The following is a 12,331-nucleotide window of genomic DNA, read 5'->3' on the forward strand; positions in this document are numbered from 1 at the left end:
ACGGCTATTGTCCCGTGTCCCGATCCGTGCCCCGCGCCAGGGTCGGCGTGGCCATGATCTCGTCGGCGGCGCGCCGGGCGCTCGCGATACAGGCGGGGATGCCGACGCCGTCATAAGGGGCGCCGCACAGGCGCAGCGCGGGGAGCTTCGCGACGGCCTCGCGGATACGAGCGACGCGGGCGGGGTGGCCGACGGGGTACTGGGGCAGGCCGCCGATCCACCGGGTCACCTCGGTGGCCAGGGGGCGCGCCGCGAGTCCGGTGGCCGCGCCGAGGTCGCGCAGGGAGACCTCGACGAGTTCGGTGTCCTCGCGCTGGAGCCGGTCCTCCTCGCCGTACCGTCCGATGGATGTGCGCAGGACGAACAGATCCGGCGCCGACTCGGCGACCCAGCCCCACTTACGGGTGGAGAAGGTGGCGGCCTTGATGGTGCGCCCGTCGACGGGCGGTACGAGGAAGCCGCTGCCGTCGGGCATACCGGGCAGCCCGGTGAGGGCGGCGCGGCGGAAGGCCATCGTCACGAGGGCCATGGAGGCGTACTCGATCCCGGCGAGTTCCGCGGACGCGGCGGGCGACTCCTGGGCGAGGAGCGCGGAGGCGGACCACGCGGGGTTCGCCATGACGACCCCGTCGGCGGCGACGATCTCCTGGTCGGTCCTGACCGCCCAGCCGCCGGCGGTGCGGGTGAGGGCGAGGACGGGCGTCTGCGTACGGATGTCGCCCCCGCGTGCCCGTACGGAGTCGGCGACGGCGCCCGGGAGCAGGCCCACGCCGCCGTCGATGCCGGTGAACACGGCGCCGTCACCGGGCTGTTCGGCGGCCTTGGTCCGGATCGCGCGGACGGCGTCGAGCATCGAGTCGTGGGTGCGCAGCGCCTCGAAGAGCTGGGGTACGGCGGCGCGCATCGAGATGCGGTAGGCGTCGCCCGCGTAGACGCCGCCGAGCAGGGGCTCCACCAGCCGGTCCACGACCTCGTGGCCCAGGCGCTGCGCGACGTACTCACCGATGGACACGTCGTCGCCCACGGTCACCGGCCCGAGGTCCCGTTCGCGGCCGATCCTGGCGACGCCTTCTTCGGAGAGCAGACCGGCGAGGGCCGAGGCGTCGGCGGGGACGCCCATCACATGACCCTTGGGCATGGCGTACAGCTCCCCGCGCGACCAGACGGAGGCGGAGGTCGTGGCGGGCGGCTGAAGGCGCTCACCGAGCCCCACGGAGCGGGCGAGGTCGACGGCCTCGGGGCGGCGCGCGAGCATGGACTCGGCACCGAGGTCGACGGGGGCGCCCTCGATCTCGCCGGCCTTCAGTTTGCCGCCGAGCCGGTCGGTCGCCTCCAGGAGCGTCACGCGGGCCCCGGCGGACAGCAGGCGGTCGGCGGCGGCGAGACCGGCGATGCCGCCCCCGACGACGACGACATGGGGCGCGGGAGCGGAAGGAGGCGTGGGATTCGGGCTGCTCACCATGGCCTCCACTCTCTCAGACCACTCGCGGCGCCGGTCGGGCGAGCCTCTGCCCGTACCGAGTCCCGACCGTGACCGCTTCGCGACCGGAAAAGCGCAACCCGCTCCCGCACCGGTCCGTCGAACCAGCGACATTCACGCACGGCAGCCTTGGGGGGACCGACATGCGTGCACTTCCCGCATTCGCGGCAGCACTTCTCACCGCTTCACTCGCCCTGGCGGGATGCAGCGGGTCGAGTTCGGACAGTGGAGACATGAAGGCCGAGAGCGCGGCCAAACCGGCTGCGGATCAGCAGGGGGCGGGGGCGGCGGCGGACGAGGACGCCGGCAAGCGGCAGTCCGGCGAGGGCGATGCCGTCGACGAGAAGTTCGCGAAGACCCATGTGATCCGCACCGCCACCCTCTCGGTGGAGGTGAAGAGCGTGACGAAGGCCCTCGCCAAGGCCCGAACGGTCGCGCTGGACGCGGGTGGTGTGGTCGAGGACGAGACCACCGAGCGCATCGACGACACGCATGTGGCCTCGAACGTCGTACTGCGGGTCCCGGAGGGCGAGTACGACTCCGTCCTCACCGAACTGGCGGGCACCGGGAAGCTGTTGGCGCGTTCGGCGAACGCGAAGGACGTCACCGAGCAGGTGGTCGACGTGAACAGCCGGATCGCCACGCAGCGCGCGAGCGTCAACCGCGTACGGAAGTTGATGGACCAGGCCGAGGACATCACGGACGTGGTGGCCCTGGAGTCCCAACTGAACACACGCCAGTCCGAGTTGGAGGCCCTGCTGGCCAAGCAGGCGTCGCTCGCCGACCGGACGACGATGGCGACCATCACGCTCGACCTGAGCGAGGTCGCGAAGGAGGAGAAGGACTCCGGCGACGGGGACCCCGGCTTCCTGGACGCGCTCGGCGGCGGCTGGGACGCGTTGGTGACGGTGCTGCGGTGGATCATCGTGGTGATCGCCGCGATCCTGCCGTTCGTCGCGGCGCTGGCGGTGCTGTTCGGACTGTGGCTGCTCTTCGGCGTCCGGCTGCGATCGCGGCGTACGCGGACCCCGGCTCCGGTGCCCGCCCCGGTCGAGTCCTTCGCCCCCGCCGCCGCGCCGAACGCGGCTCCGGCGGCGGATCCCGCCCCGGCGCCCGACGCGGGCAAGCGGGATTGATCCCGCGCGTCCGCGTAGCGTCTGTGTGCCGGGTGCGCGGTGCCCGGCACACACGCGAAAGGACGCGCAATGGCAGCGGAGCGCTTGGTGGTCATCGGCGGCGACGCGGCGGGAATGTCCGCCGCGTCGCAGGCCCGCCGGTTCAAGGGGCCCGAGGAGCTGGAGATCGTCGCCTTCGAGCGCGGCGACTTCGCCTCGTACTCGGCGTGCGGCATTCCGTACTGGGTCGGCGGCGACGTGGAGCGGCGGGACGACCTCGTCGCCCGTACGCCGCAGGAGCACCGGGAGCGCGCGATCGATCTGCGGATGCGGACCGAGGTGCTGGAGATCGACACCGGGGGCCGGCGGGTCCTCGCCCGGGATCTGGACAGCGGGTCCGAGTCGTGGACGGGCTTCGACAAGCTGGTGATCGCCACGGGCGCGCGTCCGATCCGGCCCCCGCTGCCGGGCATCGACGCCCCCGGTGTGCACGGCGTGCAGACACTCGGCGACGGCCAGGCGCTGATCGAGTCCCTGACGCGCACGAGCGGCGGCGGGCGCGCGGTGGTCGTGGGCGCCGGTTACATCGGCGTCGAGATGGCGGAGGCGCTGCTCAAGCGCGGGTACGAGGTCACGGTCCTGCACCGGGACGAACAGCCCATGGCCACGCTGGACCCGGACATGGGCCGGCTGGTGCACGAGGCGATGGACGGCCTCGGCATCACCACGGTCGGGGGCGCCGCCGTCACGAAGATCCTCACCGGCGACGACGGCCGCGTCAGGGCGGTCGCCACCGACGACGCCGAGTACCCGGCGGACGTCGTGGTGCTCGGCATCGGCGTCCGGCCCGAGACGGCGCTCGCCCGGACCGCCGGCCTGCCGCTCGGCCCGCACGGCGGGCTGCTCACCGATCTGTCGATGCGGGTACGCGGCCACGAGGACATCTGGGCGGGCGGCGACTGCGTGGAGGTGCTCGACCTGATCACGGGCACCACCCGCCACATCGCGCTGGGCACGCACGCCAACAAGCACGGCCAGATCATCGGCGCCAACGTGGGCGGCGACTACGGCACCTTCCCGGGCGTCGTCGGCACGGCCGTCAGCAAGGTGTGCGACCGGGAGATCGCCCGTACGGGACTGCGGGAGAAGGACGCCCGCTCGGCGGGGCTCCAGTACGTCTCGGCGACCATCGAGTCCACGGGCACCGCCGGGTATCTGCCGGGGGCGCGGCTGATGACGGTGAAGATGCTCGCCGAACGCCGTACGGGCCGGCTGCTCGGCGTGCAGATCGTGGGCGGCGAGGGAGCCGCGAAGCGGGTGGACATCGCTGCGGTCGCGCTGACGGCGCGGATGACGGTGGAGCAGATGACGGCGCTGGACCTGGGCTACGCGCCGCCGTTCTCCCCGGTCTGGGACCCGGTCCTGGTGGCGGCCCGCAAGGCGACGGCGGCGGTCCGCAAGGCAGGCTGGTGACTCATGGCCGGACGGGCCGCGAATTCGGCCCGTCCGGCGATGGAGGACAAGCGCGGCCCACGCGCCCTGCGACCCGGCTCAGCGCGCGGTGCGCGTGTGGACGTACTCCACCAGGCGCGTCAGCGAGTCCGGGTCCATGTTCGGCAGCACCCCGTGGCCCAGATTGAAGATGTGCCCCTCCAACCCCTTCGCGGCGTCGAGGACTTCGTCGGCCTTCGTCTCCACCGCCCGCGTGGGGGCGAAGAGGACCGCCGGGTCGAGATTGCCCTGGAGCGCCTTGCCGGGGCCGACGCGGCGGGCCGCCTCGTCCAGCGGTACGCGCCAGTCGACGCCGACGACGTCCGCTCCCGCCTCGCCCATGAGCCCGAGCAGCTCGCCCGTGCCGACACCGAAGTGGATGCGCGGCACCCCGTACCCGGCGATCATGTCGAAGACCTTGGCCGACGCCGGCATCGCGGAGCGCCGGTAGTCGGCGGGGGCCAGGGCGCCAACCCATGAGTCGAAGAGCTGTACGGCGCTGGCGCCCGCCTCGATCTGCACCTTGAGGAAGGCGCCGGTGATCTCCGCGAGCCGGTCGAGCAGTTCGGCCCACAGCTCCGGGTCGCCGTACATCATGGCCTTGGTGTTCTCGTGGTTACGGGACGGCCCGCCCTCCACAAGGTAGCTCGCGAGCGTGAACGGGGCGCCCGCGAAACCGATCAGCGGGGTGGACCCCAGCTCGGCGGTGAGCATGCCCATCGCCTCGGTGACGTAGTGGACGTCGTCCGGCGTCAGGTCGCGCAGCTGCGCCAGGTCGGCGCGCGTGCGGATCGGGTGCGCGACGACGGGGCCGACGCCCGGCTTGATGTCGAGGTCGACGCCGATGGCCTTGAGCGGGACGACGATGTCGCTGAAGTAGATCGCGGCGTCGACCTCGTGCCTGCGCACCGGCTGGAGCGTGATCTCGGTGACCATGTCCGGGCGCATGCACGAGTCCAGCATCGCCGTGCCCTCGCGCAGCTTGCGGTACTCGGGCAGCGACCGGCCCGCCTGCCGCATGAACCACACGGGCGTGTGCGGCACGGGCTCGCGCCTGCACGCCTTCATGAAGGCGGAGTCGCGGGTGGCGAGTGTCGCCGCTGTCGCTGCGGTCTTCGTCGGCTGGCCCGAGGGGCGGTCGTTGGCGCTCACGCCCAGAATCTTCGCATGTACACAGAAGCGGCCGGGCCGGGCCGGGTGTCCTTCACCGCACTGGGCGTGCGTTCCGCCTACTCTTCCCCGCATGGCTGCCGCTCAGGGACAATTTTCTGATCATTCCAACGGCGTTGGAGCTACGGGGGGCAAGGAGGAGGACTCCGTCCCGTCCGCGTTCCGGCTGGCCGTCGAATCACTGAGGGCGGCGCGGCTGCGCCCCGAGATGGAGATCGACCCGACCAAGCCGCCGGGGCGGCTCGCCCCGCACGCGTACGCACTGGAGGCGGCGGTCGTCCAGGGGGACGACGACCTGGCCGACGGCAGACTCGTCCTTCTCCACGACCCGGACGGCCACGACGCCTGGCAGGGCACGTTCCGGCTGGTGACGCTCGTGCGGGCGGAGCTGGAGCCCGAGATGGCGGCGGACCCGCTGCTGCCGGAGGTCTGCTGGTCGTGGCTGACCGGGGCGCTGGAGGCGCGCGGTCTGTCGTACGGGGAGCCGAGCGGCACGGTCACGCGCGCGGGGTCGCACTACTTCGGCGGGCTCTCGGAGCGCCGGCCGGTGACGCAGATCGAGATCCGCGCGTCCTGGACGCCTCGCGAGGGCATGGGCGGAGTCCCGGACGCGGCAACGCACTTGGCCGCCTGGTGCGATCTGCTGTGCCAGCTCGCGGGCCTGCCGCCGGCGGCCCCGACGGGACCCACGGAGCCGGGCGCGGGCGTGGTCACACTCCCCCAGCGCCGGGGTCCGCAGGCGCGGTAGGCGGAGGCGGCCGGGTGGGCCCACGTGGTCCGCCCGGTGGCCGGTTTTCGCTCGGCCAAAGAGGGGACCACTCGTAGGATGATCGATCACGCTTCCGAATTGCCCGAATTGTTACTCACCAATTCGTGATCATTCTCTAAAGGCGGGGACGGTTGCTGCCGAAGAGGTCAATGACCCTTCAAGCACGGTTCGCCCCCGGCTTCATCCCCGAGCCGGCCCGTCCCGCACCTTCCCAGGAGGCCTGGTGTCCGTTCTCCTCGAGCAGCCCGCAAGCCTGGTCGCCTACCGCCCGAACAAGCCGACGGCCATGGTCGTCGTGGCCGACCCTCGCGTACGCTCCACCGTCACCCGCCACTTGTGGGCGCTCGGAGTACGTGACGTCATCGAGGCTTCGTCCATCGCGGAGGCGCGTCCCCGCGTCGGCAATCCACGCGACATCTGCGTGGCCGACGTCCACCTGCCCGACGGTTCCGGGCTGACCCTGCTGTCCGAGACCCGGGCAGCGGGCTGGCCCAACGGCCTCGCCCTCTCCGCCGCCGACGACATCGGCGCGGTGCGCAACGCCCTCGCGGGCGGAGTCAAGGGCTACGTCGTGACCGGAACCCGTACGAATATCGGCCACCCCGGCCGCCCCGGCGCCGCACCCATCGGCGCGGGACCCCGTATGCACCGCCGCCCCCCGGGTACCCCGAGCCACCCGGGCGGCTACCGCGAGCTCTCCGGCCGTGAGGTCGAGGTGCTCAGGCTGGTCGCCGAAGGCCAGTCGAACAAGGCGATCGGCGTCTCCATGGGCCTGTCGGCCCTGACCGTCAAGAGCCACCTCGCCCGCATCGCGCGCAAGCTCGGCACGGGCGACCGGGCGGGAATGGTCGCCGTGGCCCTCCGCACCGGAATCATTCACTGACCGGTTTCACCCGCCCCACCGGCCGCATCGCCCGCCGACGGAACGTTCCGTCGGCGGGCGGCGTCCGTTCACAGATACCCTTGACACGTGACCGACGCCCAAGAGACCGCAGCAGACCCAGCACTGCGAACCACCGGGGGCGCTCCCCCGGACGACGTCGAAACGGCGCCGATCCCTTTGCTGGAGCCTCGCGAAGGCATTCCGCCGGTGGTCGCCACCGACGAAGCGCTCGCCGAGGTGATCGCTTCCTTCGCCGCGGGCACCGGCCCGCTGGCCGTCGACGCCGAGCGGGCGTCCGGCTACCGGTACGGGCAGAGCGCCTATCTGGTCCAGCTGCGCCGTGAAGGCGCCGGAACAGCGCTCATCGACCCCGTCGGCTGCCCCGACCTCTCCGCCCTCGGCGACGTCCTCGCCGACACCGAGTGGATCCTGCACGCCGCGACGCAGGACCTCCCGTGCCTCAGGGAAATAGGCATGCGCCCCACGCGGCTGTTCGACACCGAGCTGGCTGGGCGGCTCGCGGGCTTCCCGCGCGTCGGCCTCGGCGCGATGGTCGAGAACGTACTCGGGTTCGCCCTGGAGAAGGGCCACTCCGCCGTCGACTGGTCGACCAGGCCGCTGCCGGAGCCGTGGCTGCGGTACGCCGCGCTCGACGTCGAGCTGCTGGTCGATCTGCGCAACGCGCTGGAGAAGGAGCTGGACCGGCAGAACAAGCTGGACTGGGCCTGGCAGGAGTTCGACGCGATCGCGTCCGCCCCGCCGCCGCCCCCGCGCAAGGACCCGTGGCGCCGTACGTCCGGCATGCACAAGGTCCGGCGGCGCCGGCAGATGGCCGTCGTACGGGAGCTGTGGAACACCCGCGACCAAGCGGCCCAGCGGCGCGACGTCTCCCCCGGCAAGGTCCTCAGCGACGGCGCGATCATCGAGGCCGCGCTGGCACTGCCGCTGAACGTGCAGGCCCTCACCGCGCTGCCCGGCTTCGGGCACCGGATGGGCCGGCGGCAGCTCGAACAGTGGCAGACCGCGATCGACCGGGCGAAGTCGCTGCCCGACACGGAGCTGCCGCAGCCCGGACAGCCGCTGAACGGTCCGCCGCCGCCGCGCTCGTGGGCGGACAAGGACCCGGAGGCCGCGGCCCGGCTCTCGGCCGCCCGCGCCTCGGTGACGGCGCTCGCGGAGCGGCTGAACATGCCGCAGGAGAACCTGATCACGCCGGACACCGTGCGACGGGTCTGCTGGGAGCCGCCGGCGGAGCGGAGCGTGGAGGCGGTGTCGGAGGCGTTGGCCGCGCATGGCGCGCGGCGGTGGCAGGTGGAGCAGGTGGCGCCGCTGCTGGCACGGGCGCTGGGGGCGACGGCCGCCACGGGGTGACGGGGGTTTCGTTGACCGGTGCCGCGTATGCCTGCGGGCCGGTTCTGGCCTCAATCGCCGGCCGGGCTCGGGGTAGTCGCGGTGGTGGCCGTGGGCCGCTCCGGGGTCATGCCCGGACGGCGTGATTTACGGCGCGTGCAAGGTTCGTTGGTCTCAGGGGAACCAGGTTTCCCACGCACCACAAATCAGCCTGAGTGTCCGGCCACGACCCCTGCGCGTCCCCCTTCCAGCCCGCGGACCGGTGGGGTGTGAACAGCGCCCCGTGACGACGTGAAGGGGGGCGGGGGCGCAGGAGGGGTGTGTTCGGACACTTGGGCTGATTTGTGGTGCGTGAACAAGGTGGGTCAGCGGGTCCAACGAGCCGTGCACGCGCCGTAAATCACGCCGTCCGGACATACCCGTCCGGAGACCCCGCACCCCGACCGGCACCCGACAACCGCAACCCGGACACCGCGCCCCGAAAGGGCCCCGCACCCCGCAGCGACGAAACCGCGACCCGGACACCGTGACCCGCGGAACACCCCCCGGCCCTGTGCAAGTGCGGTTACCCGTAAGTAGCATAGGATCGGAAAGCGCGCCCGCAGCAGTGTCACCCCCGCACCCTGGAGGAGAGCCATCGTGCCTCGTACCATCAGGGATGTCGTCTTCGTCGACGGCGTCCGCACCCCGTTCGGCAAGGCGGGCCCGAAGGGCATCTACCACGAGACCCGGGCCGACGACCTGGTCGTGAAGGCGATCCGGGAGCTGCTGCGCCGCAACCCGGACCTCGACCCCGCGAAGATCGACGAGGTCGCCATCGCCGCGACCACGCAGATCGGTGACCAGGGCCTGACCATCGGCCGTACCGCCGGCATCCTCGCCGGGCTGCCGCAGTCCGTCCCCGGCTACTCCATCGACCGCATGTGCGCGGGCGCCATGACCGCCGTGACGACCACCGCCGGCTCCATCGCCTTCGGCGCGTACGACATCGTCGTCGCCGGCGGTGTCGAGCACATGGGCCGCCACCCGATGGGCGAGGGCGTCGACCCGAACCCGCGCTTCGTCTCGGAGAAGCTCGTCGACGAGTCGGCCCTGTTCATGGGTATGACGGCGGAGAACCTGCACGACCGCTTCCCGCACATCACCAAGCAGCGCGCCGACGAATACGCCGTGCGCTCGCAGGAGAAGGCCGCCAAGGCCTACGCGAACGGCAAGATCCAGCAGGACCTCGTGCCGATCTCGGTACGCCGCACCAGCCCCGAGGGCGGCGAGACGGGCTGGGGCCTGGCGACCGCCGACGAGCCGATGCGCCCCGGCACCACGCTGGAGTCGCTGGCCGGTCTCAAGACCCCGTTCCGCCCGCACGGCCGTGTCACGGCCGGCAACGCGGCGGGCCTCAACGACGGTGCCACCGCCTCGCTGATCGCCTCCGAGGAGTTCGCACGCGAGGCCGGGCTGCCGGTCAAGATGCGCCTCGTGAGCTACGCGTACGTGGGTGTCGAGCCCGAGGTGATGGGCTTCGGTCCGATCCCGTCGACCGAGAAGGCCCTCGCCAAGGCCGGTCTGTCGATCGGTGACATCGGCCTGTTCGAGATCAACGAGGCCTTCGCCGTACAGGTGTTGGCCTTCCTCGACCACTACGGCATCGCCGACGACGACCCGCGCGTCAACCAGTACGGCGGCGCCATCGCGTACGGCCACCCGCTCGCGTCCTCCGGCGTACGGTTGATGACGCAGTTGGCCCGGCAGTTCGAGGAGCAGCCGCAGGTCCGCTACGGCATCACCACCATGTGCGTCGGCTTCGGCATGGGCGCCACGGTCGTCTGGGAGAACCCGCACTTCGACGGAGGAAACAAGTGAGCACCGCTGAACTCCTGAAGGGCGCGGCCGAGCTGTTCCCGGACGAGGTCGTCACCCAGGCGCATGTGCGCCACATCGAACTCCCCGGCGTCGTGGGCGCGTTCGCGCTCATCACGCTGGACAACGGCCTGGACCACACGAAGCCGACCACGTTCGGCCCGCAGTCGCTCGCCAATGTGGACGCGGCGATCGACCAGGTCGAGGCCGAGGCGGCCGAGGGCAAGATCGCCGGTGTCGGTGTCACCGGCAAGCCGTTCATCTTCGCCGTCGGCGCCGACCTCAAGGGCGTCGAGCTACTGAAGCGGCACGAGGACGCGCTGGCCATCGGCAAGGGCGGCCACGACGTCTTCAAGCGGCTGGCCGCGCTCGCGGTGCCGACGTTCGCGTACTACAACGGCGCCGCGATGGGCGGTGGCGTCGAGATCGGGCTGCACTGCTCGTACCGCACCGTCTCCGCCGCGCTGCCCGCGTTCTCGCTGCCCGAGGTCTTCCTCGGTCTCGTTCCGGGCTGGGGCGGCTGCACGCTGCTGCCCAACCTGATCGGCGCCGACCGCGCGGTCACGGTGATCATCGAGAACTCGCTCAACCAGAACAAGCAGCTCAAGGGCGCGCAGGTCTATGAACTGGGCATCGCCGACGCCCTGTTCGAGGGTGCGGACTTCCTGGAGCAGTCGCTGCTGTGGACCGCCTCGGTCCTGAGTGGCGCGCTGAAGGTGGAGCGTCCCGAGATCGACCGGGGCGCGGCCTGGGACCAGGCCGTCGAGCGCGGCAGGTTCGTCGCCGACTCCAAGGTGCACGGCGCGGCCCCCGCCGCCTACCGGGCGCTGGACATCATCGCCGCCGCCAAGGACGGTAACCTCCAGGCGGGTTACGACGCCGAGGACACCGCGCTCGCCGACCTGATCATGGGTGGTGAACTGCGGTCCGGGATCTACGCGTTCAATCTCGTACAGCGGCGCGCCAAGCGCCCGGCGGGCGCACCCGACAAGTCGCTGGCGCGGCCCGTCACCAAGGTCGGCGTCGTAGGGGCCGGTCTGATGGCCTCTCAGCTGGCGCTGCTGTTCCTGCGCCGGCTCGAAGTGCCGGTGGTGCTGACGGACATCGACCAGGAGCGGATCGACAAGGGTGTGGGCTACGTCCACGCCGAGATCGACAAGCTGCTCGGCAAGGGCAGGATCAACCAGGACAAGGCCAACCGCTACAAGGGCCTGGTCACCGGAGTCCTGGACAAGGCCGACGGTTTCGCCGACGCCGACTTCGTCATCGAGGCCGTCTTCGAGGAGATGGGCGTCAAGCAGCAGGTGTTCGCGGAGATCGAGGCGGTCGCCCCGGCGCACGCGATCCTCGCCACGAACACCTCGTCGCTGTCGGTGTCGGAGATGGCGTCGAAGCTGAAGAACCCGGAGCGGGTCGTCGGCTTCCACTTCTTCAACCCGGTGGCGATCCTGCCGCTGCTGGAGATCGTGCGGGGCGAGCAGACCGACGACGCGTCGCTGGCGACGGCGTTCGGTGTCGCGAAGAAGCTCAAGAAGAGCGCGGTGCTGGTGAAGGACGCCCCGGCGTTCGTCGTCAACCGCATCCTCACCCGCTTCATGGGCGAGATCCAGAACGTCATCGACGAGGGCACCCCGGTCGCCGTCGCCGAGCGGGCCGTCGAGCCGCTGGGTCTGCCGATGTCGCCGCTGGTCCTGCTCGAACTGGTCGGGCCCGCGATCGGTCTGCATGTCTCCGAGACCCTCAACCGGGCCTTCCCGGACCGCTTCACGGTCTCGCAGAACCTGGCAGCCGTCGTGAAGGCGGGCAAGCGGGGCTTCTACGTCTACGACTCCGGGAAGCCGGAGCTGGACCCGGAGGTCGTGGCGCTGCTCAAGCAGGGCGACACGGTGCTGACGGAGGGCCAGACGCGGGCGCGCGTGCTCGACGCCGTGGCGCAGGAGATCGGTCTGATGCTGGACGAGGGCGTCGTCGCCGAGGCCCAGGACATCGACCTTTGCCTGCTGACCGGTGCGGGCTGGCCGTTCCATCTGGGCGGCATCACGCCGTACTTGGACCGTGAGGGCGTCTCGGAAAGGGTGAACGGGAAGCAGTTCCTGGAGCCGGGCGTGGCGAGCGTTCCCGCGTAGCGGACGACGGTGGCGTGACGCGGCCTCGGGCCGGGCGGGAGACTCCTCTCCGGCCCGGCCCGTGGCCGTTCGCCCTCAATCGCCGGACGG

At 71.6% G+C, this 12,331-nt stretch carries 9 protein-coding genes; 7 read left to right on the forward strand and 2 right to left on the reverse strand.

Features of this window, described 5'->3' with window-relative positions; translation table 11 throughout:
- Positions 1 to 4: 4 nt before the first annotated feature.
- Positions 5 to 1,462, reverse strand: a complete 1,458-nt coding sequence (gene hemG / locus ACFWHU_RS03205) for a protoporphyrinogen oxidase (protein WP_387223542.1) — start codon at positions 1,460 to 1,462, stop codon at positions 5 to 7.
- A gap of 251 nt (positions 1,463 to 1,713) precedes the next feature.
- On the opposite strand from hemG, the gene ACFWHU_RS03210 reads away from it, so the two are divergent.
- Positions 1,714 to 2,616 carry a DUF4349 domain-containing protein gene (locus ACFWHU_RS03210; RefSeq protein ID WP_387223544.1) on the forward strand — a complete coding sequence of 301 codons (903 nt, stop codon included), beginning with the start codon at positions 1,714 to 1,716 and terminating at the stop codon, positions 2,614 to 2,616.
- Positions 2,617 to 2,685: 69 nt separating this feature from the next.
- Complete coding sequence (locus ACFWHU_RS03215) at positions 2,686 to 4,068, forward strand: FAD-dependent oxidoreductase (RefSeq protein ID WP_387223546.1); 1,383 nt, start codon at positions 2,686 to 2,688, stop codon at positions 4,066 to 4,068.
- Positions 4,069 to 4,146: 78 nt separating this feature from the next.
- Here ACFWHU_RS03215 and hemE read toward each other — a convergent pair whose 3' ends face one another.
- Entirely contained in the window at positions 4,147 to 5,238 is a 1,092-nt protein-coding gene (gene hemE / locus ACFWHU_RS03220; protein ID WP_385794399.1) for a uroporphyrinogen decarboxylase, read from the reverse strand.
- 91 nt (positions 5,239 to 5,329) lie between these two features.
- On the opposite strand from hemE, the gene ACFWHU_RS03225 reads away from it, so the two are divergent.
- The 5 genes from ACFWHU_RS03225 to ACFWHU_RS03245 all read left to right on the forward strand — a co-directional run bounded on the left by ACFWHU_RS03225 (position 5,330) and on the right by ACFWHU_RS03245 (position 12,241).
- Positions 5,330 to 6,004 carry a DUF3000 domain-containing protein gene (locus ACFWHU_RS03225; RefSeq protein WP_385794397.1) on the forward strand — a complete coding sequence of 225 codons (675 nt, stop codon included), beginning with the start codon at positions 5,330 to 5,332 and terminating at the stop codon, positions 6,002 to 6,004.
- A gap of 244 nt (positions 6,005 to 6,248) precedes the next feature.
- On the forward strand, positions 6,249 to 6,908 hold the full coding sequence (locus ACFWHU_RS03230) for a response regulator transcription factor (RefSeq protein ID WP_078074498.1): 660 nt from the start codon (positions 6,249 to 6,251) through the stop codon (positions 6,906 to 6,908).
- Between the two features lie 87 nt (positions 6,909 to 6,995).
- The gene (locus ACFWHU_RS03235; protein WP_385794394.1) at positions 6,996 to 8,279 is read left to right on the forward strand and encodes an HRDC domain-containing protein; all 1,284 of its coding nucleotides are present in this window, start codon (positions 6,996 to 6,998) and stop codon (positions 8,277 to 8,279) included.
- A gap of 618 nt (positions 8,280 to 8,897) precedes the next feature.
- The gene (locus ACFWHU_RS03240) at positions 8,898 to 10,118 is read left to right on the forward strand and encodes a thiolase family protein (protein ID WP_385794391.1); all 1,221 of its coding nucleotides are present in this window, start codon (positions 8,898 to 8,900) and stop codon (positions 10,116 to 10,118) included.
- Positions 10,115 to 12,241, forward strand: coding sequence for a 3-hydroxyacyl-CoA dehydrogenase NAD-binding domain-containing protein (locus ACFWHU_RS03245; RefSeq protein WP_387223550.1), 2,127 nt, complete (start codon positions 10,115 to 10,117; stop codon positions 12,239 to 12,241). Before ACFWHU_RS03240 ends, ACFWHU_RS03245 begins: the two co-directional genes overlap by 4 nt.
- Positions 12,242 to 12,331: the final 90 nt, after the last annotated feature.

It is taken from the genome of Streptomyces sp. NPDC060366 (genome assembly GCF_042725135.1).
In the GTDB taxonomy this organism is placed as follows: domain Bacteria; phylum Actinomycetota; class Actinomycetes; order Streptomycetales; family Streptomycetaceae; genus Streptomyces.